Source organism: Leptospira yasudae (genome assembly GCF_003545925.1).
Lineage (GTDB): Bacteria > Spirochaetota > Leptospiria > Leptospirales > Leptospiraceae > Leptospira > Leptospira yasudae.
On record NZ_QHCU01000001.1, the window covers coordinates 133136 to 156075 of the forward strand.

24 protein-coding genes are annotated in these 22940 nt (G+C 45.8%); 6 read left to right on the plus strand and 18 right to left on the minus strand.

What is annotated here, in order from left to right; all coding sequences use genetic code 11:
• Positions 1-10: 10 nt before the first annotated feature.
• From DLM76_RS00560 to DLM76_RS00575, 4 genes are read right to left on the minus strand one after another with little or no spacing between them, the layout of a single operon-like run.
• Complete coding sequence (locus DLM76_RS00560; RefSeq protein WP_118964093.1) at positions 11-697, minus strand: O-methyltransferase; 687 nt, start codon at positions 695-697, stop codon at positions 11-13.
• The gene (locus tag DLM76_RS00565) at positions 694-1521 is read right to left on the minus strand and encodes an MBL fold metallo-hydrolase (protein ID WP_118964094.1); all 828 of its coding nucleotides are present in this window, start codon (positions 1519-1521) and stop codon (positions 694-696) included. The genes DLM76_RS00560 and DLM76_RS00565 overlap by 4 nt, the downstream gene beginning before the upstream one ends.
• Complete coding sequence (locus tag DLM76_RS00570; protein WP_429946394.1) at positions 1521-3092, minus strand: M16 family metallopeptidase; 1572 nt, start codon at positions 3090-3092, stop codon at positions 1521-1523. Before DLM76_RS00570 ends, DLM76_RS00565 begins: the two co-directional genes overlap by 1 nt.
• Positions 3089-4675, minus strand: a complete 1587-nt coding sequence (locus tag DLM76_RS00575) for a M16 family metallopeptidase (RefSeq protein ID WP_118956367.1) — start codon at positions 4673-4675, stop codon at positions 3089-3091. Before DLM76_RS00575 ends, DLM76_RS00570 begins: the two co-directional genes overlap by 4 nt.
• A gap of 94 nt (positions 4676-4769) precedes the next feature.
• On the opposite strand from DLM76_RS00575, the gene DLM76_RS00580 reads away from it, so the two are divergent.
• On the plus strand, positions 4770-5489 hold the full coding sequence (locus DLM76_RS00580; RefSeq protein WP_118964096.1) for a hypothetical protein: 720 nt from the start codon (positions 4770-4772) through the stop codon (positions 5487-5489).
• Complete coding sequence (locus tag DLM76_RS00585; RefSeq protein WP_118964097.1) at positions 5486-5917, plus strand: lipoprotein; 432 nt, start codon at positions 5486-5488, stop codon at positions 5915-5917. The genes DLM76_RS00580 and DLM76_RS00585 overlap by 4 nt, the downstream gene beginning before the upstream one ends.
• 130 nt (positions 5918-6047) lie before the next feature.
• Here the strand turns inward: DLM76_RS00585 and mpl17 are convergent, their stop codons facing one another.
• The 7 genes from mpl17 to DLM76_RS00625 form a co-directional block, all read right to left on the minus strand.
• Positions 6048-6443: a cell surface protein MPL17 gene (gene mpl17, locus DLM76_RS00590; RefSeq protein ID WP_118956365.1), complete on the minus strand. Its 396-nt coding sequence runs from the start codon at positions 6441-6443 to the stop codon at positions 6048-6050.
• 55 nt (positions 6444-6498) lie between these two features.
• Positions 6499-7047, minus strand: a complete 549-nt coding sequence (locus DLM76_RS00595; protein ID WP_118964098.1) for a Uma2 family endonuclease — start codon at positions 7045-7047, stop codon at positions 6499-6501.
• Positions 7048-7202: 155 nt separating this feature from the next.
• Positions 7203-7694, minus strand: a complete 492-nt coding sequence (locus DLM76_RS00600) for a YajQ family cyclic di-GMP-binding protein (protein WP_020986223.1) — start codon at positions 7692-7694, stop codon at positions 7203-7205.
• A complete protein-coding gene (alaS, locus tag DLM76_RS00605; protein WP_118964099.1) occupies positions 7691-10483 on the minus strand; it encodes an alanine--tRNA ligase in 2793 nt (930 codons plus the stop codon). The genes DLM76_RS00600 and alaS overlap by 4 nt, the downstream gene beginning before the upstream one ends.
• 87 nt (positions 10484-10570) lie before the next feature.
• The gene (rpsI, locus tag DLM76_RS00610; protein ID WP_100747449.1) at positions 10571-10969 is read right to left on the minus strand and encodes a 30S ribosomal protein S9; all 399 of its coding nucleotides are present in this window, start codon (positions 10967-10969) and stop codon (positions 10571-10573) included.
• A 10-nt stretch (positions 10970-10979) separates the two neighbouring features.
• Positions 10980-11429: a 50S ribosomal protein L13 gene (gene rplM / locus DLM76_RS00615; protein ID WP_010574070.1), complete on the minus strand. Its 450-nt coding sequence runs from the start codon at positions 11427-11429 to the stop codon at positions 10980-10982.
• Positions 11430-12032: 603 nt separating this feature from the next.
• On the minus strand, positions 12033-12662 hold the full coding sequence (locus DLM76_RS00625; protein WP_118964101.1) for a YceI family protein: 630 nt from the start codon (positions 12660-12662) through the stop codon (positions 12033-12035).
• A gap of 41 nt (positions 12663-12703) precedes the next feature.
• On the opposite strand from DLM76_RS00625, the gene thiL reads away from it, so the two are divergent.
• The gene (gene thiL / locus DLM76_RS00630; RefSeq protein ID WP_118964102.1) at positions 12704-13627 is read left to right on the plus strand and encodes a thiamine-phosphate kinase; all 924 of its coding nucleotides are present in this window, start codon (positions 12704-12706) and stop codon (positions 13625-13627) included.
• Between the two features lie 4 nt (positions 13628-13631).
• On the opposite strand, the gene DLM76_RS00635 is transcribed toward thiL, so the two are convergent.
• Positions 13632-14444, minus strand: coding sequence for a hypothetical protein (locus tag DLM76_RS00635; protein WP_118964103.1), 813 nt, complete (start codon positions 14442-14444; stop codon positions 13632-13634).
• Between the two features lie 291 nt (positions 14445-14735).
• Complete coding sequence (locus DLM76_RS00645; protein ID WP_118956357.1) at positions 14736-15308, minus strand: hypothetical protein; 573 nt, start codon at positions 15306-15308, stop codon at positions 14736-14738.
• Between the two features lie 246 nt (positions 15309-15554).
• On the opposite strand from DLM76_RS00645, the gene DLM76_RS00655 reads away from it, so the two are divergent.
• Entirely contained in the window at positions 15555-16547 is a 993-nt protein-coding gene (locus DLM76_RS00655; protein ID WP_118964106.1) for an alpha/beta hydrolase, read from the plus strand.
• An 86-nt stretch (positions 16548-16633) separates the two neighbouring features.
• Here DLM76_RS00655 and DLM76_RS00660 read toward each other — a convergent pair whose 3' ends face one another.
• The 5 genes from DLM76_RS00660 to DLM76_RS00680 form a co-directional block, all read right to left on the minus strand.
• Positions 16634-17170 (minus strand): DUF773 domain-containing protein, encoded by a 537-nt coding sequence (locus DLM76_RS00660; RefSeq protein ID WP_118964107.1) that lies wholly within the window; start codon positions 17168-17170, stop codon positions 16634-16636.
• Positions 17171-17220: 50 nt separating this feature from the next.
• Positions 17221-18354, minus strand: a complete 1134-nt coding sequence (locus DLM76_RS00665; protein WP_118964524.1) for a nitrilase-related carbon-nitrogen hydrolase — start codon at positions 18352-18354, stop codon at positions 17221-17223.
• Positions 18355-18590: 236 nt separating this feature from the next.
• Positions 18591-19301, minus strand: a complete 711-nt coding sequence (gene srp, locus DLM76_RS00670; RefSeq protein ID WP_118956353.1) for a sigma factor SigX-regulated lipoprotein — start codon at positions 19299-19301, stop codon at positions 18591-18593.
• A 238-nt stretch (positions 19302-19539) separates the two neighbouring features.
• Positions 19540-20253 carry a sigma factor SigX-regulated lipoprotein gene (srp, locus tag DLM76_RS00675; protein ID WP_118964108.1) on the minus strand — a complete coding sequence of 238 codons (714 nt, stop codon included), beginning with the start codon at positions 20251-20253 and terminating at the stop codon, positions 19540-19542.
• Positions 20254-20322: 69 nt separating this feature from the next.
• On the minus strand, positions 20323-21168 hold the full coding sequence (locus DLM76_RS00680) for an LA_0442/LA_0875 N-terminal domain-containing protein (protein ID WP_241548154.1): 846 nt from the start codon (positions 21166-21168) through the stop codon (positions 20323-20325).
• A 59-nt stretch (positions 21169-21227) separates the two neighbouring features.
• Between DLM76_RS00680 and DLM76_RS00685 the strand changes: the two genes are divergently transcribed.
• Both DLM76_RS00685 and rsx read left to right on the plus strand, forming a co-directional pair.
• Complete coding sequence (locus tag DLM76_RS00685) at positions 21228-21770, plus strand: RNA polymerase sigma factor (RefSeq protein WP_118964109.1); 543 nt, start codon at positions 21228-21230, stop codon at positions 21768-21770.
• A gap of 10 nt (positions 21771-21780) precedes the next feature.
• Positions 21781-22851, plus strand: a complete 1071-nt coding sequence (gene rsx / locus DLM76_RS00690) for an LIMLP_03685 family anti-sigma factor (RefSeq protein WP_118964110.1) — start codon at positions 21781-21783, stop codon at positions 22849-22851.
• Positions 22852-22940: the final 89 nt, after the last annotated feature.

A 22940-nucleotide genomic window follows, 5' to 3' on the forward strand; every position in this document is an offset into this window, starting at 1 on the left:
GCGGGGCGAATTATCGGGTTTCTCGAAAACGAATCTGAAGCAGACCGTCGCCTACCGGGAATAGAGTATAAGCGAAATCGGAATTTCTCACTTCGTCCCAAAACTCACGGACGGCCTTGTCCGAAGGAGCCTGTCTTTCTGAGTCGAAGATTCTCCCGTGCCAGAGAACGTTATCGAACACAGCCGTTGTCGGTTTCAATCGGGAAAGAATCCGAAAGATCTCCGGATATAAAACCTTATCACAATCTATAAATACGAACTTACCGAACCAGTCCGCGTTCGGAACATCGAGTGCATCCTTCATGTATTGCAAACAATGCGTTTTCAAAAGATGAATGTCGAGATCACCGAAGGGATGTTTTTCGAGATACGATCGAACCCTTGCGATATAATCGATCTCCCGTTCCAAGGAAACAATTTTCGCGATCCGTTTCAAACCCGAAGCCATCCAAAAAAGGGAAATGCCGTAACCGGTTCCGAGCTCGAGAATTTCTTCGGGCTGAGCCGTCTCCACGAGAAAACGCAACACCGCTCCGGACGCGGGAGTTAAAACCGGAACGCCGAGCGCGGCCGCGTCTTCTTCCATTTGAAAGAGAATGTCGACGGGACGAGGAACCAGTTCGGAATCGATCCGTTCCTCAAGTCCGTTTAAAAAAACGGAGGTTCCGTATTTTCCCGGAGGACTTCCCTTGCTCATGGCAGAAACGCGTGGAAGCGGTGTCTTTCCTCTTTCGGAATTCGTTTGTCCAAAACTTCGCGGATATAAGGAACCGTATAACGTTTCGAAAAATGTATCAAGACGATCTTTTCGTTTTTGAACGAGGAAAGGTTACCGATAATTTCGTCGAGATGAATATGACCCCATTCCCTCGCCTGCGCCGTGTTTCGTTCCTTGTCTATATAAGTACATTCAATAAATAGAATACTCGAATTGGCTACGTCTTCGTGTTCGAGAACGAATTCGATCTTCGTATCGCCGGAAAAACTGATGACGGGAGCTTCGCTTAGTTCGGAAACTTCCGTTTTTTCCTTCAAGACCCGGTTCAATTCTTCCTTGGAGACGGATTGAAATTCTTTTTTGAGCTTCTTTCTTCTTTGATAAATCGTATAACCTTGCGAAGGAACTCGATGGAACGTTTTATGCGGAGAAAAGAAATGATGCGGATCGAGGTCGATCTTTTCCCCGTCGCTCACGCCTTTCATCTCGTACGAATACGGAAAATCTTCGATCTGAGAATAAAGATCGAGAATCTTACGCATCGGTTGTTCGAGCGGAACCGGAACGAAAATCTTAGGAGGTTTTAACTTCTTCAACGATCGCTGCGAAATATAATACGGCAAACCGGCGGAATGGTCCAGATGAGAATGCGTAAGAAGAAGCGTATCGAGATGGATTCGATTCGGATTCTGCGCTCCTATATCGAACATCAGACTCAGGGAAGGAAGATACAAAGAAGTTCGGATTCCTCCTTCGGAAATTCCCTCGAACTGATACTGTTTATGATGAAACTTACAATACACTAAGGAATCCTTTCTTCCGGCGCGATGTGTTTAACGGTTTCATTCAATCCTTTCGTAATATCCTTCGGTCCTGTAAGAACCGTTTTCACGGAAGAATGTACGAAATATTTTTTCCCTACTCTCTTTAGATCGTTCAAACTTACGGCTTGGATCTTGTCGCGGTAGGTTTTCAGATAATCGTTCGGCATATCGTGTTCTTTAAACCGAAGAAAGTTATGAAGAATTCCCATCTTATCCGCGAACTGGAAGATGAACCGGTTCACGATGGATTGTTTGGCGGATTCAAGTTCGTCTCCGGTGATCTTATCGATCGTCTCTTCGCTTAATATTTCGCGCATCAGATCGTAGACTTCCTTGGTCGTGGAGGTTTTGGTCTGTGTGGTAAAGTAAACAACCCCGTAGTCTTTTTCGAAATAGGTGGAACTATTGGAGGAATACGCAAGCCCCCGGTCCGAACGGATCTTCTGCATAAAATACGAACTAAAACCGCCCCCTCCGATGATGTAGTTCGCGAGTTGGATCGCGTAAAAGTCCGGGTCCTTGTGCGCGGGAAGAATCCCCGTCATCATCACGATGCTCTGCGTCGCTTCCTTATCCACTCCTAAAATCTGAAACGAAAGAGAATCCAGATTCTTTTTGAGGGATTGCGTGTTCAACACGACCGGCTTTTCCGCAAGTACGGTTTCTCTCGGAGGCAGCAACGAACCGACCAACGGTTCCGCTTCCTTTTTCTGAAGGTCCCCGGTGAATAAGACCACCCTTCTTGACTTGGAAAAAATCTGTTCGAAGTAGTCGCGCAAATCCTTGGATTGAATTTTGGAAAGGGAATCGAGTTGCGCGCTTTTTCCGAGAACGGTTCCTTTATAAACGAGTTCCGCGGTTTTACGGTAAGCGATGTCTGGGATCTTATCGTTTCTCCGTTTGATCGCCTCTTCCAGATTGAGTTTGGCGACTCCGAAACCTTCTTCGCTTAACAAAGGATTGGAAAGAAATTCCTTCACGAAAGGAAGAATCTCCTTTTCGAACCGAGAAAGATAAGAAATCGTGAATACGATTTTTTCCGAGTTCGCGTCCGTATCGATCTTGGCTCCGTAACCTTCCAGTGTTTCGAGAAACGCGCTTCCCGGAGCGGAAGGAATTCCTCCGTGTTTCCAAGCCTGTACGAACAACTCGGGAACTTCGGGCGGAAGATTCGGGTTGTACAAAACGCCCGCGTAGATATGAATCTCTATGTTTCTCAGAGGGAATTCTTCCCCCGGTAAAAAATACACTTCGGTTCCTTTTCCGGAAGAAAAGGTCTGCACTTCGGGAAACTCGAAACTGAGAGGCGGAACCTTTACGTTTTTGACGAAATCTCCCGGAGCCGAAGACACGGGCAAAACCGCCGCGAGGAGCAATACAAAAGAATAACAGAATATTCTTATATACGAATTCTTTTTTGAAACTAGGCGGTCTTGTTCGCTCGACCCGGCTCTTTTTTTCGCCTCGGATTCGGATGAAAGGCCGAAAGCGAAACGTTCTTTTGAAGTTTTCTTGTTCAGTATCATGTTCTGTTCTAAGTTCGGCATCATCGGTTCCCGGATAATTTGGTTTCCTTTACGGGCGGATTCAATTCCGCGATCGTTCTGTTTTCGGCTACGAAGTATTTTTTGGCGACGCGCTGAATGTCTTCCGGCGTCACCGTATCCAATTCTTCGTATCCTTTGAGAAGTTCCTTCCAATCTCCGTATAAAAGTTGATAGAGGGAAAGAACGTCTGCGAGTTTTCCGTTGTCATCCAAGGCTCGGAGATAACCGCCTAGGATTTGATTTTTAATTTTAAAGAGTTCTTCCGCAGTTACCGGTTCGGTTTTTAAACGATCCAATTCCTCTTGAACGAGATTCTCCACCTTCTTTTGATCCGCGTTTTGATTGTTCGTGATGTAGATCGAAAACAGATTGGAAAGTCGATCGCCCGGATCTCCGTTCCAACAATATACTCCCTGCGCGATTTGTTCTTCGAGAACGAGTTTTTTAAACAACCGTCCCGATTCCCCTTCCGCGAGAAGCGTATCGATGATGCTGAACACCGCGTCGTCCGGATGAGGAAACGCGGGTTTGTTAAATCCGATGATTTTGGAAGGCGTGCTCGGATGAACCACGGAAACGAATTTCGGTCCGTTAAAGCCCGCGTCCGCGACTTTTTTCAAAGCCTGCGGCTTTCCTTTTTTCAAATCGCCGAAATAGTTGCGGAGAATCGTTTCGGTCTTTTCGAAATCCAAGGAGCCTACAACGGCGATCACCATTCTTTGCGGATCGTAATAATTTTTAAAAAACGTTGTCGTCTTTTCGAGATCGAGAAAACCGAGATTTTTTTCATAGCCGATCACGGGCATTCGATACGGATGACCGACCGGAAACGCCGCGTCCATATAATTCTCGCGGAGAATTCCGAGGCCTCTGTTTTCGACGCGCATTCTTCTTTCTTCGAGAACGACTTCCCGTTCCGTATAATATTCTCGTAATATAGGATTTTTCAAACGATCGGATTCGAGTTTGGCCCAGATTTCCAACCGGTTCGCGGGAAGAAGAATCTGATAGTTCGTAACGTCGTTCGAAGTGTATGCGTTAAAACCGACTCCTCCGTTTCTCGAATAGATATAATTGTCTTCATTAGAGATTACGAATTTGCGATGCAGTTCCAGCAGAGCGGTGAATCTTTTTTTCAACGTTTCGATTTGATTCTTAAATTCCGCCGAAGGTTCTTCGCCTCTGGACTTTAATTCCAATTCTTGAATGCGAAGAGAATCCAATCTCTTTCCCCAAACGGCGATCTGTTCCAGATACGGTTTTTCTTTTTCGTAGTTCGTGGTTCCGATGTTCTTGGTTCCTTTGAACAACATATGTTCCAAGAGATGGGCGGTTCCCGCGATCTCCGGAGTTTCGTCCGCGGAGCCTACTAAGAATTTCGTATAAACCGCGATGGTAGGAGAATCCTCCCGCTTCATCATAAGGACCCTCAGTCCGTTTTCCATTTGAAAGGTTCTTGTCTTTTCTTCCAAAGACTTCTTGAGTCCGGAGAAAATCGAAGCGTCCGCAAACAAAGACGGACTCGAAAGAAAGACGTAGATTCCGAAAATCACAAGGGGTTTAAGAATCGGTTTCGTGAAACGCATAGCTTACAGTCTTTCCCGTTCGGAACCTGGTGTCCAGAAAGTTCCCGGAAAAATCCTGCTTCCTTTTCGGCGAGGTTTCGGAAATGCTTGTCCCATGCGGCGGTTGCGTTTCGTATTTTTAGAAATTTCGATTTTATTCTTCCTTTTCTCTTGTGTACCCGCCGATCCGGAATACAGACAAAAAGTTTTGGAGAACGTGCGAGACACAGGTTTTATTTCCAGAGAATTCTTTCAGATCTTAGTCAAGGTTCCCCTTCCCGTAAAGGACGCAGGAATCAAGGAATTGCGAACTCAGTGCAGAAAGATCGCGGAAACGAAACGGGACGAGATCGCTGTTTCCATTTTGATCAGAGAGATTCGGGAGAACGATCGAATTTACAGAGGCCCGATTCCCGCCGATTTTTCGAACAGTTCCGCACCGGCGCTTCCTGGTCAGATTTCCAGCACGACCGCCGCCGCTTCCACGACTCCGGGAGGAATCGCGGTTTCAGGAAGTTCTTCCAGCACGGCCGGTTCCAATCAGTCTACTACGAACAATCCGAATTCTTCCCAAACGCAATCGACTTCGTTGATTCCCGATCCCCGAGCGGCGGAAAAAGATAAGGAGAAAGCAAAGCAGCTCGCACAGGACGTGCTTGCCTATCGCGGGGCTTTTGCTTGGTTCTTAAATTCGATGTTTCTTTTTCGCGAAGATTATACGGACTCGGCGAATTGTACTTTCATTTACAGAAATATTCAGAAAGATTTGTATGCGAACGTTATACGAAAGGGCATTCAACCCATCTCCAAAGAAGAAACTCGGGAGGATCCATGAAGTCGATTCTACTTTTCTTATTTACCTTGTCCTTATTGTTCTTGAGCCAATGCACTTCTTCCGGAAAGAGAACCGAAGTTCCTCCGGGTCACCAGGAAACCACGACCGTTCGGGAAGAATCGAACGATAATTCCGCGGACGAATTCATCAAAGCTCCCGAAGGATTTTTGAATTCGGATACGTTTCAAGTCGTGATTTCTTCTTTGGAAGGCAACGCGGACGGCGCACAAGACTTAGCGCGCAAACGCGCCCTCAATCTGTTGATCGCGGAAAAGGGAGAATCCTTCCGTCCCGCCGACAAAACGATTTTGAAAGAACTCGTGGAATCAAAAGGAAAGATCGTAAAACATTCCGCTTCCATCCAAGGGAAAACCTACTTTTTGTTTCAAGTCAGTTCTCCCGGATTGAAATCTTCGCTCAAACGTTAGACGAAATAGAATCGACTTCCGAAACAACGATCGAAAATCCTGCAGCCTTTGGATTCAAAATACGATTCCCAGTCCGAAGGGAAGGATCATCTGCGAACCATCTGATTCTTCTTCGGAAGCGCGAACTCGTTTACTGAATCGTTTCTATTTGTTGGATTTTGCCGGGAATGCAGATATTCTTGTCGTAGTTGCAGTAATAAATCTTACCGTGAATTTCCAAGGAACCCTTGCCGGTAACGGTTAATTGAATCGGATCGACGGAAGCCAGATATTCCTTTTTCTTTTCGGAAGTTTTCCCTTTCACTTTCAGATCCGCTTTTTCCACCTTCAAGCCTTGACCCGCATTCAAGAGAATCTTATGAGGTGCGTCCTTTTGAATTCCGTAATTGGCGGGATGAACGATTTTTAAGAGATACGAATTTCCGAAACTTTTTTCCAATTTGAATTTTACGGGACTTTCGTCTTCGGCTGAAATTCCGAAGGTAACAAAACATACTAAAACACCGATGAGTAACTTCTTTTTCATACTAGTTTGACCAGGTTACGTTCCGATTTGTTTAAGAAAAGAATTCTTCCGTAGGCTATTCGGGCTTTGTAAAAAGCGATTGGATCTCGACCGAAAATCCTTCCAAGAGTTTCGACTCGATTTTACCGGAATCCGAAGAGGCAAAAAGCGTAAAACCAGCGGTTCCGTTTTGATAAATCTCCACCGAACGTTCCATCGGATCGACGATCCAGTATTCGCGAACCCCGTGTTTTTCGTAGAGTTTCTTTTTAGTCTTTAAGTCGTGGTAGGCGTTTCCTTCCGAAAGAATTTCGGCGACCCAATCGGGCGCACCTTCGATTCGTTTTTCCCGGATGATCGTATTACGCGCTTTTGAAATGAAGATGAGATCGGGTTGAACTACGTTGTGTTCGTCGAGAAACACGTCGATCGGGGAAAAGAAGATTTCTCCAAGTTGGTTGCGTTCTACGTATTTCAAAAGGTAAGTATATAACTTACCGGACACTCTTTGGTGTTCCGGGATCGGAGCAGGAACCATAATTATCTCACCATCCAAAAGCTCCGCCAAGGTTCCTTCCGGAAGTTCGGCGAAGTCCTTATCCGTTTTTAAATCGGTCATAGGCATAGTGGGAACTCAGGTCTTGGATTCGTTTTCAAATCCAAGAATTTAGGTTTCTGTGTAGTTGCAGATTTTGACGGAGGAAAGAAACCCTGTCAAGAAACTTGTTCTCAAAGAAAGAGTGAAACCGGCTCGATGAGACAACCGGCGTTTTAGCGGGATTATTTATAGTTCGTAAATTGAACGTCAAAGGGAAGATCGGAAGTTTTCAGAAGATGGATCACTTCCTGAAGATCGTCCTTTTTCTTACCGGTAACGCGGACGGATTCTCCCATGATCGTGACGTTGACTTTCAGCTTGGAATCCTTGATGAGTTTCGTCACTTCCTTGGTTTGTTCCTTTTCCATCCCCTTGCGGATTTTCACTTTCATCCGAACGGTGCCGCCGGTCGCGGGTTCGATCTTGGATTTGAAGTCGAAATTCTTTAAGCCGATCCCGCGTTTCGCCATTTTAGAAACGAGAACGTCGATCACACTTTCCAACTTCGCTTCGTTGTCCGAAGTCAAAACGAGCTGTTCGTCTTCGAGTTGGATGTCGGATTTGGAACCCTTGAAGTCGAAACGATTCTTAATTTCACCGAGAGCCTGAGTGACCGCGTTCGTCAACTCGGGTCTGCTGATTTCGGAAACCACGTCAAAGGAAGGATCGCTCATACTCTTTCTCCGGTTAAGATTTGTTTTGCTTCGTTCACTGCACCCGCGATCGCGGACTCGAGATTTTGTTTTTCCTTGCCGCCGCCCTGCGCCATATCGGGTTTCCCGCCGCCCTTTCCGCCTAACGCTTCACAGGCGACCTTGACGAGATTTCCGCAGTGAATTCCTTTGGAAACGAGTTCGGGAGAACAAGTGATCACTACGCTCGCGTTCTCCGCGTTTTTGCTGCCGAGAATTACGAGAAGATTCTTTTCACGCACTTTGAGATTATCGGAAAGACCTTTGAGGGAATTCGGATCCTTATCTTCGAAAATCGCGGAAACGATTTTACCGACTCCGGTCTCAACGGAAGAAGCGAGCACTTTCTCGATCACCGAAGCGTTGTTCTCGAAGTCGCGGGATTCCAAACTCTTCTTCATTTTCAAAAAGGAAGAAGTGCTTTCTTCGATCTTTGCGGCGATGCTTTCGGAAAGATCACGGAAGAATGTTACCGCGGTTGCTCCTTCCTTCTCGAGTTTTTCCCGAATCTCATCCGGCCCGGGCACGGGAGAAGTGATGAGAAGTTTTGATCCTTCGTTTGCTAACTCCGATTTGATTTTTAAGTTTAAGTTCTGCACGGATTCGGTGAGTTCAGCGAAACGGTTTTGAAAGGTTTCGATCACCGCAGGTCCGCAAACTCCTTCGATACGACGGTTTCCCGCGCCGGGTGAAGATTCTTTTTTGATAAAGAAGTAACCGATCTCGCCCGTATGACTTACGTGTGTTCCTCCGCAGAATTCGACGGATGCGTCTCCCATCTGAACGACTCGAACCCGATCTCCGTATTTTTCTCCGAAGGTCGCAACGGCTCCGGTCTTTTTCGCGTCGTCGATTCCGAGTTCTTTGGTTTCCACTTGGAAATCCTTACGGATCGATTCGTTGACCCAGGATTCGATCTTGCGGATTTCTTCTCCGGTCAACGCGGAAGGATGAGAAAAATCGAAACGAAGATATTCGGGAGAAACGATCGAACCTTTTTGCATGACGTGATCCCCGAGCAAATTGCGGAGCGCCCCGTTCAAAAGGTGTGTTCCCGAGTGATGAAAGCGCAAACGTTCTCTGCGAACCGCTTCCACTTCGGCTTCAAGTTCTTGTGCGATGGAGAATTCGCCGCTCAAAACTTCTCCAAAATGAAGAATGACGTCGTTTTCCTTTTGTGTGTCCGAAACCTTGAACACGCTTTTGCCCTGACGCAGGAAACCCGTGTCGCCGACCTGACCTCCTCCTTCGGGATAAAAAGGAGTTCGGTTTAATACGATCACACCCGCTTGTCCTTCTTTCAGAACGTTCGCGGGTTTATTATCGTAAGAACCCGAGCTTTTAGGAGCGCTATAGAATAAATGTGTAATATTCCCTTTTCCTGATAGAGAAGAATAACCGAGAAATTCCGTTTTTTCGACGGATTGTCCGGTCATCAAGGAAACCTTGTTGGCCTTCCAAGATTCTCTGGAAACTTGTCTGTCTTTTTCGAGTTCTTCTTGAAATCCTTGTTTGTCGAAATCGAGTCCTTGTTCGGCGACGATTTCCTCGGTCATCTCAGCCGGAAAACCGTACGTTCCGTAAAGCAAGAATGCGTCCGCTCCGGAAAAGATCGTCTTTCCGTTCGCTTTCGTTTTTGCGACGAGGGTTTCGATCTTTTCGAGTCCGAGTTCGAGGGTCTTTAAGAAGAGTTCCTCTTCGGCAAGAATGGTTTTTGTAATAGCCGCGGCATTTTTTCCGAGTTCGGGATAACGGGCCTCGTAGATTGCTACGACTTTATCGACGAGCTTGTATAGGAACGGTTCTCTAAAGTTTAACTTTCTTCCGAAAAGGGTCGCGCGACGGATCAAACGGCGGATCACGTAACCTCTTCCCGTTCTGTCCGGATAAATCCCGTCTCCGATCGAAAAAAGAACGGAGCGGATATGATCGGTTACGACTCGAAACGGTGTTTTGTTTTCGTTCGTGTATTTGATTCCGGATAATTCTTCGTAAAAGGAAATGATCTTGCGGAGTTCATCCGTATCGTAAACCGAGTCGACGCCTTGCAGCAATAAGGCGACTCGTTCCAATCCGGAACCGGTATCGATCCCCGTTTGTTTGAGAGGATGCAGATTTCCTTCCGTATCTTGATTGAACTGATTGAAAACTATATTCCAAAATTCTAAAAAACGATCGCAGTCGCAACCCGGTCTGCAGGTTCCGCTCGTCGCACAATTCGGTCCGCCTTTTTCCACTCCGCGGTCCAGATAGAGTTCCGAACAAGGCCCGCAAGCCCCGCTGTCCCCGGCCGGTCCCCAGAAGTTGTCCTTTTTGCCGAGACGCGTTATGCGCTCTTTGGGGATTCCTTTTTCGAGCCAGATTTTTTCGGCTTCGTCGTCATCGGTGTAAACCGTGACCCAGATTTTATCCTTGTCGAAGCCCAGGTGATTGACGGAACAATCGAGCGCATACTCAATCGCTTCTTCCTTGAAATAATCCCCGAAGCTGAAGTTTCCGAGCATTTCGAAGAATGTGCAATGGCGTTCCGTTCTTCCGACAACTTCGAGGTCGGTGGTCCGCAGACATTTTTGACAGGAAGTCGCTCTCGTATAAGGGAGTTCCACCGCGCCGGTAAAAAGCGGTTTGAATTGAACCATTCCGGCTGTCGTAAAAAGAAGTGTGGGATCTCCCGCAGGTAAAAGGGAAGAAGACGGAACTACGCTGTGAGCCTTGTCCTTGAAGTAGTTTAAAAAGATTTCGCGGATTTCCGCTACGGATTGGCGTTTCATGATACCTCTAAAATCAAAAAATGCCTGAAGCTCTCGGACGAAAGAGATTCAGGCATTCCAAAAAACGAAATGAAATGAAAAAGAAACTTAACGTTTGGAGAACTGAGTTCCTCTTCTCGCTTTGTGTAGACCGTATTTCTTTCTTTCCACCATTCTTGGATCTCTGGTTAAGAATCCTTCTTTTTTCACGGCTGGACGGAACTCCGGTTTGATTCTGCAGATCGCTCTTGCAACTGCGTGACGGATTGCTCCGACTTGTCCGGTGATTCCCCCTCCGGTCACGTTCAGATTCAGATCATACTTGTCTTGAACGTTCAGGAGAGAAAGAGGACGAACCGCCTCTTCGATGATTGCTTTGCGGTTTTGAAGATAATCTTTGATATCTTTGTGGTTTACGGTGATTTTACCGGAACCTTCTTTGATTTTTGCGCGGGCAACGGAGGTTTTTCTTCTTCCTACAGCCCAGATTTCTTTAGCGGGTGCCATTCAGGTCTCCTTAGATTTCCAGTTTCACAGGCTTTTGTGCCTGGAGGTTGTGTTCAGCACCCGAGAAAATTTTGCAATGGGTGAGCATCTTATCTCCGAGTTTGCTCTTTGGAAGCATTCCTTTCACGGCCTCGTAGATCACCTTTTCAGGTTGTTTTGCGATTAAGTCTTTGAAAACGGTTTCAGTCATCCCACCCGGATAACGAGAGTGATGATAATACATTTTCTGTGTTTCTTTGTTACCGGTCACTTTCACTTTGGAAGCGTTGATAACGATGATATTGTCTCCGCAATCTTGGTTCGGAGTAAAAGTTGCTTTGTGTTTTCCGCGAAGTCTTGCGGCGATCCCGGAAGCGAGTCTTCCCAGGGTTTTTCCTTCCGCGTCTACTACGAACCAGCCTTTAACGGCATTTTCTTTCGTAAGAGAAGGAGTTTTATGCGCTTTTGATAGTACTGACATGAAAAATCGTCCTGTAGGTGCCAGAGTTTCGCTTTGACCCCCAAAGTCAAGAAAAAAGAGCCGAAGTACACGGTTTGGGCGATTCGCTCGCAAATTCTCTCCGTTTTCGAGGCGAGCGAACGCGCTTTTCGCTCCAATCCCTCACCGAACCGATCCATCGTAAAAAATGCGAATCAAATTTTCGTTTTTCGGTTCGGGGATTTCCGCTGCAATCGCTATCGCAGGGAATTTTGTGAATCGAAGTCGGAGCTACAAAGAAGGAAGTGGACGGAACCCCATCCGAACAGGGCGCCCTGTTTTCTCCGCAAAATTTCATTCAGGCCCGGATTCACGAAATGTGGGAACTCCTTCGAAGACGATGCAACTTTTAGGAACGCGGGAACTCTTTCGTTTTCATTTCGAAAATGTAGGAACTCAAACGATTTTAAAAACGAACACGACCGAATTCCGACTCTGAAAAGAATCTCCGCGCCAGAGATCGAAGCAACGCGAAGCGGCTCCCCGCCTGAGCGGGAGCCGAGCGGCAGCGAGTTGCGGAAGAGCTCGGTCCATCCGATTGCAAATCGGATGGAGGCGCCGTATGAGTTCCTACAACCCAATCGATTACTTACAATCGGCCTTCAGCATCGTCGAAATCGTAAGTTCCACTTCCGGCCAAAGTTTGGAAACTCCGTCCTTTCCCTTGTGCAGATCCAGGCAAACTTTGTTGAGTGCCTCGACCGCGCCGAGGGCTTTCCAAGTTGCAAGATCCAACTTCGCGTTCGCACTGAGATGTGCCCCTCCGTGTAGGCTGAATGTTACATCCAACTTTTTGGAAACCCCGTTGAATTTGAGTTCGATCGCGCCCTTCCCCGATGTTTTGTCGGAATTCAATTCTACGGCTACGACCTTTCCTTCGATTTTCCCGTTTTGTTTCAGCGGATAGAAGAATGCGGATTTGATCTTCGCGTCACGGTCGTTGTTCCCCGAGTTGATCGTGTTCGGATCGATGATGAACTTGATTCCTTTCAAGACTTTATCGACGGAAGTTCCGGACGGAGTTCCGGCCACTTCGATCTTGTCGAAGGAACCGCCGACGCCCGTCTTCTCCGTATACTTAAACGCCTTCCAGCCGAACTTCGTACTCGCGTGATCATACGAATAATTGCAACTTTGGTTTTTGGTCGGAGCTTCGGAAAATCCGGCGACAAATGGGAGTAGGATCAAACAATAGAATAGAATGATTCGTTTCATAGTCTTTCAGACTGACCTGAAATCGAATAAAGTCAAGGTTTTTGAAGGAAATTTCCATTTTGAAAGAATCTGAAATCATCCGCGTTCTTTATCCGCCCGGCAGCGTTCAGACTGACGACTGTTATCTGGACGACGAAGGTCGGATCTTCACAACAGATACGATCTGCGAAGGAACTCATTTTAGAACCGAATGGAGCGGTCCGAAAGAAATCGCCCGAAAACTCGTGGAAGTGAACGTCTCCGATATCGCCGCAGGTGGTGGAGTTCCTACAAAAGCATTTTTGAATTTAGGGCTCAGCGCAAAGGCCTCCAAAGAAGAATGGATTCTTCCGTTTTCATCGGCCTTGCAGGAAACACTTTCCTCTTACGGAATCGAGTTGTGCGGAGGAGATACGTATCGTTCTTCTTCTTTGAATCTGACTTTGACTTTGATCGGAGTTACGACCACTCCTTGGAAACGTTCGGGCGGTAAGAAGGAAGACTTTTTGTATCTCACCGGTTCGGTCGGACTTTCTCAATTGGGATATAAGATTCTCAATGAACGTTTGGATGTGCCGGAACCTCTTCGCACTCTCGCCTTAGAAAGACATTTGACTCCGAAAGCTCGTTTGAACGCGGCTCGCGAACTTTCCCGACAATTCACCGTTTCCTGTTGTATGGATTTGACCGACGGTCTTCTACAGGATCTCCCGAAACTCGCTTCGTCGTCGGAACTCGGTCTGAAAATCGATCTGGATTCGGTTCCTATTCCCACAAACGCAAACGCATTTTTAAGTTTGAACGAATCGCTCGGCTCCGGGGAAGAATTGGAACTTTTATTTTTGAGTCCGCAGAAACTTCCTTCTACGTTAGGCGGAATCGCTCTTACGCAAATCGGAAGAGCGACGGGAGAATGGAAAGGCGTGAAATACTTTCAGAACGAAACCGAGCGCACGTTCGAGTATCCCGGTTTCGAACATTTTTGAAGAATTAGAGATACAATCCGAATCCGAAAATTCCGATTTGATTCTTCAGCGGCTCCGCCGCGTCGTCCTTTCCGATTCGTATATTTGCGTGCGAATATTCTCCCTCTAAAAAGATATATCCTCCGCCGAAATTAATCCGAAACCCGAGTTTCGCATATCCTCGATACGAATAGCATCGCCCCGCGCAGCTTCCGGCTCCGACTCCTAAGGCAAGATACGGATCGAACGTCTTACGCGGTCTTGCATGAAACGTCGGGCCTATATCGAAGTAGGTTATGCTGTCTTGAATTTTAGCGGAAGAAGTCGCCGGAGATGCGATCGTATATAAGAGATAAGCGGTCGACATCGATGAACTCGACGAGGAAGTCGCCGCGCTCTGAAGCAGCAGAAGCGGTAAAAGCTGCTCGATCGGGTCCACCTTCGCTTTCAAATCAAAGACGGAATTGGACATACCGAAATGCAGACCGAAATAGTTCGGCAGATATTCGGCGTAAAATCTCCCGTGATAAGTCGGCCCGGAATACGATTCCTTGGAAGTGCTCGACGAGAGCAACGCGGGCAACAATAGATTGGAAGTGCCGGAAGAAGTCGTCGAAGGGCTCGTTATCAAATACGGCAGCAGGGCCATGGAATTTCCTTCCGAAGGCATCGAATACGTCGCCTTCCCCGCTCCGAATCCGTATTGAATAGACCAATTGCTGTTTTCGTAGTTTCCGCTTACTCTGTCGTTTGCGCCATTTGGCTGATTCTCGGTCGCGAAGATCTCCATTCCGACAAGAACCATCGTTAAACAAAAAACGATTCTGATTTGTTTCATGTTTTCCTACTTTGTATTTTTGGAATACATTAGAAAAACAATATATTCGTTTCAACGATTATCGAAGTTTCAATTTATAATTCAGTAAAAAAAGAAACTGCAATATTCTAAAAAACCGCGAACTTCTTCTTCCGCAATGACCGTGTTTGGCGATCAACGGGATATATCTTGTTGCTCCCTGCTCTACGCGGCGCAACCGATTCGGGTTTCCGCAGGGATCTCCCGTTCCATCATCCAACCCGAGAAGAGTCACGTTATTTGCCGTTCCGGCCGCGCCGTTTCCGCAAGAACTTAGGAACGGTTTTCCTGTTGGACCCAGGAAATCAGATTCCAGATCAAAGGCGCTCCGTGCAGATACAAACCGGGAAGCCAGATCGGAACGAATAAAAAATCCGGCCGGTTATAGACGAACAGTCCCGCGTTGGAAATGATCGCTTCGGCGCTCGTTCCTCCGATCGCAAGAAGAATCGAAAAGAACGTCAAAGACTTTGCTTCCATCGAAAAGATCATTCGAAAGAGCCAGGCGCCGACGTAGATCGCCGCGAGCGTAAACGGACTTCCCGCAAAGATTCCGCTGGCAAGATACGCCGCGACAAACCAGATAAGACTTAAGACGAAATCACGGACATCGAAGGCTTCCGCTTCTTTCCTAAAAAAGGAAGCTCCGAGATACATTAATAAAGTTGCAAGTACGAATTGAGGAGCCACCCACCAAGCCTGACCGAACACTCCGAAATGGAAGTATCTCAACACGTCGAATTGCACATGGATTTGGTCGCAAAGAGCGAGACCGATCCCGCCTAAGAAAACTAACGCGATTAGTTTTTTGGGATTCTCCCGAACCGAAGAGAAAACTGGATTCATACGATTCTCCTTAAAAAAGAATTTCTTTTAAAATGAAAATCCGAATCCGAAACACCGGACGTCCCGCTTCTGTATGGAATCCGGGGAAATTCTTCCCTTCGGAGCCGTTCAACCGGCGTTTTGCGGAACGATCCTAAAACGAAGTCATCGTAACAAAGACCGCAAATCCTTCCAAACAATTTTTCTTGCAGGATCGAATCCAAAGGATTGAATTGTTCCATTCGAGTAGTGAGGAAAGATACAAAGATGAAAATACTCAAGTGGGTCCTGGGGATTTTAGGAACGTTCGCCCTTTTTCTAGTCGTCACGTTTTACGCGGAAACGCCGAAATACGAATACAAAACGGCTTCTCTGCATTCCGACTTCGACGCTTATTACAAAGAAAAGCTCAAAATCAGTCAGGAGAAAAAAGCGCGACCGAATAATGAAGAAAAGCTGGTTCGTTATTCTCCCGGCAAAACGGAATACGCCATTCTTTATATACACGGCTTCGGAGCTTCCCGTGCGGAAGGAGAAGAAGTCACGGACCAACTTGCAAAGGATTTAAAAGCGAATCTTTACTACGTTCGTCTCCCGGGACACGGAACCAATTTGGAAGATCACAGAGACGCTACGTTTCAAGAGATTCTTCAGGATTCCGAAACGGCCCTTTTGGAAACGGAAAAACTCGGAAACAAAACGATTCTAATCGGAACGAGCATGGGCGGTCTGATCTCCACCTATTTGGCAGCGAAGTATCCGGAACGGGTTCAAGCTTTGATCTTAGGCTCTCCCTTTTACGATTTCACGAGCGCCCTCGGAGGAATCTATCAATTCTCTTGGGGAAAGGATTTCGCACATCTCGTAATGGGAAAGATACGCAAATCTACGGAAGAACAGAAACGCGATCCTGCAAGCGCATTCTGGTATAGGGATCAATATCTCGCGGCGGTTCAAAATCTTTCGGATCTACGCGAATACATTTTAGGAACCGATCCGTTCTCCAAGATTTCTTCTCCCGTTCTTTTATTTTATTATTATAAGAATGATAAGGAACAGGACGCTTCCGCTTCCGTTCAATCGATGTTAAACGCATTCAAAAAAGTGAATGAGAACGGAAAGGCGAGTCCGTTGAATAAGGCGGTAAAAATCGAACTCGGAAATCACGTATTGTTTTCCAAGTATATGAAAAGCGATAAGGAACTGATTCTAAAGGAAGAAAAGGAATTCCTGAAAAAGGTGTTCGAAACTAAAAAATAATCTTCTCCCGAATATCCGGTCCGTATAGCTTCGAACCGAATCATCCGTAAACCTCCTTACAGAAAAAGAGGTTTACGGCCTACCGATTACTTCTTCTTTTTCTTTTTAGCCGCGGTCTTTTTCTTCGCGACCTTCTTCTTAGCTTTCGGCTTAGCCTTCACCTTTGTTTTTGGTTTGGCTTTTTTTGCGGAAGCCTTCTTAGCCTTGGCTTTGGCCTTCTTTTTCGGCGCGGCCTTTTTCTTTTTAGCGGGAGCCTTCTTCTTAGCCGTTTTTACAACCGCTTTTTTCGGAGCGGGAGAAACTTCCTGATTCAACAAGGCGAGATCGTAAGCGCTTTCGCCTAAAGAAGGCCAGTCTTCCTGGAATTCCACGGGAACCTGAAGCCAATCCTTCATCGCTCGGTCGTTTCCGGACGGATCGAAAAGTTTTGCGCCCGGATAACGGGAAATAATCTCGGCGATTTTTTCCGCTCCGAGTTTCAAAACGAGTTCGCCTTGAAAAAAGGTAACAAAGGGTTTTCCATCTAGATTCAAAGAATTTAATCCGAACCATTTTCCGGAGGTTACGTCTTTGTGCTTGGTTTGAAAATTATCTGCAAAGGTTTCAAAAAGAAATAGTGACATGCGCCAAGGAGATCCCTTTTCAAAGAGTTTTCAAGAAATAAATCTTTTCCTCAATCGATCCAAAGGTTGACGATGCTTGCTCCGTGAATCCGGGGAAAGGTCTTAGCGGTCGATCGTTTCACCCAAATGGTCTCTCCGTCCGAACCTAAGTCCCAAAGAGAACCTCTGAGGAACACATTGATCCCGTGAGTCGCGCCCGACTTCGACATTCTTCCTCCAAGCGCGTATTTCAACCAGGCCTCCCCTTCCGTGATCCGATCGACGTCCCGAGTCAAAACGTCCTTAGGATTGGAAGCTCCGTTATAACCCTTCCAAACCGCGGTCATAGCGTTATCCGGAGCGACATACGAAGGAACCAATACGAAATCTACATTCTGTTTTTTGAATGTATCATATACTTCCGGAAACCAGGAATCCGCACAGACCAGTACTCCGATTTTTCCCGCCGGAACGGACAGAACCTTGAGTTCGTCAATCGACGTCGCTTCCACGAAGGTTTTTTCGTCCTCGATCGGATAAATCTTCAAGGGAGAATTCTCCGCAACTTTACCGTCACTCGCAAATACGAATGACCCGTTTTTTAAAGCCCCGTTTCCGATTTGCAAGACTCCGTCTACGACCGAAGGTTCGGGAAGAAGGATCGATCCGGCCACGATTGTGATCTTATATTTGCGTGCCAATTCGGAAAACGTGCGCGTATAAATCGAAGCCATCTTCTCCGACTTCATCCGAAACAAAGCGTCCCGTACGGAGTCCTTTCCTTTTGCCTTGAGCAAGTTCCAAACGAACGAATATACGTTGCTCAGAACAAGAGTCTGCATCGCCTCTTCGATTTTCGTAGCGGAGATCACGGATTCTTTTTCCTCCGTAACCACTAACCAAGTTCCCAAATATTCCGGAAAAACGACGATCGTTTTGGAATTTATAAAACCTCTTTTCTGCGCTGTTTCGATATAGGATTCGATTTTGTTTCGGAAATTTTCCTCTTCGGAATAATCGATCGGAGTCATCCAGGGTTGAACGCCCAAAAGATTTCCTTTGTTCGTATCCTTGCCGAAGCTTTCGACCCGTTCTAAACGAAGATCGGGTTTTCTCATCGAATGGGAACGGCCCGTAAACGACCAAACGAAATGGCCGCACACTATAGAAACGATTGCGGCAAAAATAAGAGCGTATTTTTTCATAGGATTCACCGGAGACTTTTCTGTCATCGGTCTCGATTTCTCTCAACTCTATTTTACGGGAAAAGGAAGGATAAAATTGGTCATCTATTCTAAATACATTCTAATTTATAAATATTCAAAATTATTAAATTTTACGGGAACTTTCAATTCGATCGGAAATGGATTCGAAATGCGAAGGGAATCAAATTCTAAGGCAAGGGATGCCGAGGGATTTTACTCCCTCGACGAAACCGGACTCATTTTAATTTAAGTTGAGTTTTGTAACTATGAGAATCGGATACTTTTTCGTTTCCTACGTATCCGGAAATCTCCACGGTTTCTTCGATCGTCATAATCGCCTTATCCATATCGTCCGCGTTTTCGATTGTGGTTTTCGAGCCGGTAGTCGTAAACGTGACTTCAAACTTAGGATACAGATAACCGTTCACTTTATAAGAACTGGAACTGATCGTCATCGAGCTGTTCCCGGTCGTTTTGAGCAAGCTTTGAGTCGAAGCAGGATCAACGGTAACGGTCATCGTTCCGTTTTGTTCAAGTTCTCCTTCTAAAAGCATCTGCGAAGAATTACCGGCGGACTCCACGTTCGGCGCCATCAAAGAACAAGCGGTATAGGTGATTTTGACACCGGTGAATTGAGCGTTGATAGAAGCGCCGTTCATTGCCTGCGTAAGATCTCCGGCGAGGGTCATGTTTCCGCCTCTTGGACAGTTTTGCGACTGACTGATCAAGGCGAAGGGAGAAACGCTTCCGTTCGAATAATTTCCGCCTCCTCCTCCGTTATTGCTGCGCGCCATCAACGAAGCATACAAACCGGAAATACCGGGGTTTTGGTTTTGTAAAGCCAACAGCAGAATCGCGTTATTCTGCGAATCGTCTTTCTTCTTCTCTCCGCAATTGGAAATAAACAACAAAAGAGTAAGCGATAGAATCAGTTTCGTTAGTTTCATACTTGGATCCTCCTAAGGAACGATCTAAATATGGAAGTCTCAGCAAGATTCTGAGACAGAAATCCGAAAAAAAATGAGGGAATATTCCTTCTTAATTTGGAAATAAAATTTTTCGAAGCGAAAGAATGGGAGAAACTATTAAGCGAAATCGAGCGGAACACTGTTTCAAAGAAGAAGAAGTTCAAACCCGCCGATCCGGTTCTCGTAAAAAGAATCGGTCGACGGGTCGAAGTTCGAATTACTTCATCTTAAACGTAGTTTTATAGGTATAAGTGGTATCGATCGTCTTATCACCGATCGTACCCGTAACGCGAGTCGTTTCGTCTACGGTCACGGTCGCTTTATCCAAATCGTTCGCGTTCTCGATCGTAAGTTTGGAATTGTTCGAAGAAAACGTAAGATCGAACTTAGGATAAAGATAACCGTTCACAGTATAATTACTGGAAGAAAGATTATAACTTCCGCTCTGCGTAACTTTCACCAAAGTCGCCGTATTTGCGGGATCCATGGTCTGAGAGATTGTTCCCGACTGTACAACTTCTCCGTTCAGAACAAGCAACGAAGAATCTTGACTGGACCCGTCGATACGAGGAGCAAGAAAAGAACAGGCCGCATAGGTATGTTTGATTGCGGTCAGAGTAGCGGTAAAGACGCCTCCCGCCATACCCATAGTTATATCTCCGTTAGCCGTATCGCTTCCTCCTCTAGGACAAGGATACGTACCACTGTACGCTTGAAAGGGGGAAACGTTTCCTTTGGAATACGCTCCCGGACCACCGCCTCCTCCGCCGTTTTGTTTGGCTAAGATCGCATACACACCGGAAATTCCCTGATCCTTAGGCATCAACGCCAAAAGAAGAGCGGCTTGCTCATTCGAATCGTCTCCTCCTTTGCCTCCGCATTGGATCACGAGCAAGACGGTGGTCAGCGTAAAGAATATTTTTTGAAACATTGGTTTGAGTCCTCCTGATGGATTCTAATCAAGCCAACGATTCAAAAAAAAAATTGTGCCACGCCGTATTTAAAAACGAATCGTGATTCCTCCCGATACTTCCTTATGTTGGAAGGAAACGTTGAAGGAAGGAATAACGTTCCCGAATTCGTGACGGTATCCTAAGAACGCATCGAGAATTAAAACGAAAACGAACGCTGAAACATACATTTGTCTTTCTTGAAAATAACGGTCCCGCTCCATCATCGTTCCATCCGAAACGACGACTTTCTGAGAATTAGAATACGTAGAATTCAAAAAGGCTACGCTGGTTAGATTACTATCCCTCAGCAGAAAGGCAAGTAGCATCTGAGGAGAAGGAGGAAGATCCGCCTCCGAACCGGGAGTCGGCGCTTTTAGATATACGTAACTTTTATAAGCGAGAAAGAGTTCCGCCGCCATAAAAAAGAAACCGACCCCTTTCCAAGAATACGAATCGGAACGAACCAAACGAGACCAACCGGGAATCAAACCTTCCGCAACGACGGCAACCTTCGATTTTTGTTTGGGTCCGGACGAACGTACCGATTCTTCGTTTGGATTCGGTAAAAGCGGTTTTACAAGTTCGTCTTTTTCTTTCGGATTTTTGTTTTCCGTTTTTTGGAAAGAATTTTTTGACTTGTCTTGATTCGAAACGACGGACGAGCTCTTCTCCGGAATCGAATCCGAAAAATGGACCTTCTGCACTTCTTGCAGGGAGAATCGTTCGATCTTCCCGTTCTTATAACGAACTTCAAATCCCGAAGAGATAATCTTTACGTTCACATTCTCGATCTTTCTGCCGTTTTTAAGCAAAATGGACTTCGCGCTCAACGTAAAAATAGGAACCAAAAACGGGATTAAGATCAGAAAAAAAATCAGGAATCGATTCAACATTTTATTTTTTTCCGATTTCGTTGGCACTTTTCAAAAGGTCAACTCGTTAATAAAAATAGATGAGCCGAAGTTTCGAAGAGCAAACTTTTGATTTCGACGGATTGTATTCGAGAAATTACGAAAAAATTTATCGATTCCTTTTAAGCAAAGGAGCATCCGTTGAAGAGGCCGAAGAAGTTTGCCAGGAAACGTTTATCAAGGTACTGCGTCATTGGGGGAATTACGATCCCGAAAAAGGGAATGAAACTTCTTGGATCATAACGATCGCGAAGAATCAGTTCTTGGACTTGGTTAAAAAGAAGAATACGGTTCAAAATAAGGAAATCGATAACTCGCAGTCGTATCTGGAAGCGGTCGCAACGGCGAAAAAAAAATCGGAAGAAGAAGACGAACAATTGGATCTTCTTCGAAAAGAGGTCGAACAATTGCCGGAATTGGAAAGGAAAATCATTCGATTCCGGTTTATGCAGAAATGCACGATCCAGGAAACGGCAAACTCATTGGGAATTTCGGTGCGTACGGTAAATCGCAAGACGTACGCATCGTTACAAGTATTAAGAATGAAACTGCAACGCGCAGATTTCGCTTTTGAAGGTGATTAGGAGAAGCAGAATGTCAACGAATCAAAATCAAAGCCGAAGAACCCAAATGCAGCGCGCGTTGGCGAACGAAATGACAAGAACGGAGCTCTTGGAATTTTTAAATGATCCCCGATCCAAAAAAGAATTCTTCGAGCTGATGAAATTAAAAAACAAAATCGGATCGCTCGAACCGAGCCTTAAAAAAGAGGAGAACGTTTCCGTTATCGGGCCTTCTCGATTTTCCATATATTCTAAAAATGGAATGTTATCCGCAGCGTGTTTGTTTCTGCTCGGAATTCTCGGGTTCTACTTTCTCTTTTTCTTCCGGGGAGAAACCCGCTTTGAAACAGTAAAATCCGTAACAAGCGGCTCCTGCGAGTTGAAAAACGAAAAACGTTCCCTTCTTATCAAATCCGGAAAAGAATCCTTATGCGACTACAAGATCGAGGGAGAATTGGGTTTGGTCGTCCGTCTCCTTCCCGATTCGGAATTCGAAATTTTCTCGGAAGAACCGGGAATCAATCTGGAATTAAATTCAGGAATCGTAATATTTACGACCTATAAGAAAAATCCTTCCTTAAAAGTGACGGCTCGGGTTCATTCCTTGTATTCCGAATTGTTGGGAACGACGCTCGTATTGACCGCAAAACGCAAGCAGGAAAAGGACAGAATTCTCGTTCTGGAAGGCGCGGTTCGAGTTCGCGGAATCGAGAAGGAACTCAAAATCACCGCGGATATCTACGCCGAATATTCAGCCTTTGAAAAAGAAAAAACCGGATCTTCTCCAGAGCCCCGAATCCAAGTCGAAAAAATTCATTCGATCGAACTCGATCAATACAGAAAACTTTCGGAAGATTCCCGGAAAACGGTGAACGGAGCGGAGACGAATCATAGCCGCGAAACGATGGATTTGATTCAGAAAGAATTCTCCGTTGAAAATCCGTCGTCCGAACCCGTATATAAAATCACCTTGAAGGACAAAAAGACGTATTTAGGCACTTTGGAAGAACGGGAAAAAACTTATGTTCTTACCGACTCGAAAGGAAACGTAAAGAGAATCGACAAAACCGAGGTTTTGGAGTTGGAACTGTTTCATGAATGAGGCGTCCTGTGGTGCCATATTATATTCTGATCTTCACTGGCTTATAAAGTAAGAAGCTTTTAATTTTAACATCGATTATTCTATTCGCA

Coding starts and splice junctions, on each gene's coding strand:
- alaS (WP_118964099.1), bottom strand. CDS start 10,483: ATGAAACGCCAATCCGTAGCGGAAATCCGCGAAATCTTTTTAAACTAC.
- DLM76_RS00655 (WP_118964106.1), top strand. CDS start 15,555: ATGAAAATACTCAAGTGGGTCCTGGGGATTTTAGGAACGTTCGCCCTT.
- rpsI (WP_100747449.1), bottom strand. CDS start 10,969: ATGGCACCCGCTAAAGAAATCTGGGCTGTAGGAAGAAGAAAAACCTCC.
- mpl17 (WP_118956365.1), bottom strand. CDS start 6,443: ATGAAAAAGAAGTTACTCATCGGTGTTTTAGTATGTTTTGTTACCTTC.
- DLM76_RS00600 (WP_020986223.1), bottom strand. CDS start 7,694: ATGAGCGATCCTTCCTTTGACGTGGTTTCCGAAATCAGCAGACCCGAG.
- DLM76_RS00625 (WP_118964101.1), bottom strand. CDS start 12,662: ATGAAACGAATCATTCTATTCTATTGTTTGATCCTACTCCCATTTGTC.
- DLM76_RS00585 (WP_118964097.1), top strand. CDS start 5,486: ATGAAGTCGATTCTACTTTTCTTATTTACCTTGTCCTTATTGTTCTTG.
- DLM76_RS00580 (WP_118964096.1), top strand. CDS start 4,770: ATGCGGCGGTTGCGTTTCGTATTTTTAGAAATTTCGATTTTATTCTTC.
- srp (WP_118956353.1), bottom strand. CDS start 19,301: ATGAAACTAACGAAACTGATTCTATCGCTTACTCTTTTGTTGTTTATT.
- DLM76_RS00645 (WP_118956357.1), bottom strand. CDS start 15,308: ATGAATCCAGTTTTCTCTTCGGTTCGGGAGAATCCCAAAAAACTAATC.
- DLM76_RS00560 (WP_118964093.1), bottom strand. CDS start 697: ATGAGCAAGGGAAGTCCTCCGGGAAAATACGGAACCTCCGTTTTTTTA.
- DLM76_RS00575 (WP_118956367.1), bottom strand. CDS start 4,675: ATGCGTTTCACGAAACCGATTCTTAAACCCCTTGTGATTTTCGGAATC.
- DLM76_RS00680 (WP_241548154.1), bottom strand. CDS start 21,168: ATGTTGAATCGATTCCTGATTTTTTTTCTGATCTTAATCCCGTTTTTG.
- DLM76_RS00685 (WP_118964109.1), top strand. CDS start 21,228: ATGAGCCGAAGTTTCGAAGAGCAAACTTTTGATTTCGACGGATTGTAT.
- DLM76_RS00665 (WP_118964524.1), bottom strand. CDS start 18,354: ATGAAAAAATACGCTCTTATTTTTGCCGCAATCGTTTCTATAGTGTGC.
- DLM76_RS00595 (WP_118964098.1), bottom strand. CDS start 7,047: ATGCCTATGACCGATTTAAAAACGGATAAGGACTTCGCCGAACTTCCG.
- rplM (WP_010574070.1), bottom strand. CDS start 11,429: ATGTCAGTACTATCAAAAGCGCATAAAACTCCTTCTCTTACGAAAGAA.
- DLM76_RS00570 (WP_429946394.1), bottom strand. CDS start 3,092: ATGATGCCGAACTTAGAACAGAACATGATACTGAACAAGAAAACTTCA.
- rsx (WP_118964110.1), top strand. CDS start 21,781: ATGTCAACGAATCAAAATCAAAGCCGAAGAACCCAAATGCAGCGCGCG.
- DLM76_RS00660 (WP_118964107.1), bottom strand. CDS start 17,170: ATGTCACTATTTCTTTTTGAAACCTTTGCAGATAATTTTCAAACCAAG.
- srp (WP_118964108.1), bottom strand. CDS start 20,253: ATGTTTCAAAAAATATTCTTTACGCTGACCACCGTCTTGCTCGTGATC.
- DLM76_RS00635 (WP_118964103.1), bottom strand. CDS start 14,444: ATGAAACAAATCAGAATCGTTTTTTGTTTAACGATGGTTCTTGTCGGA.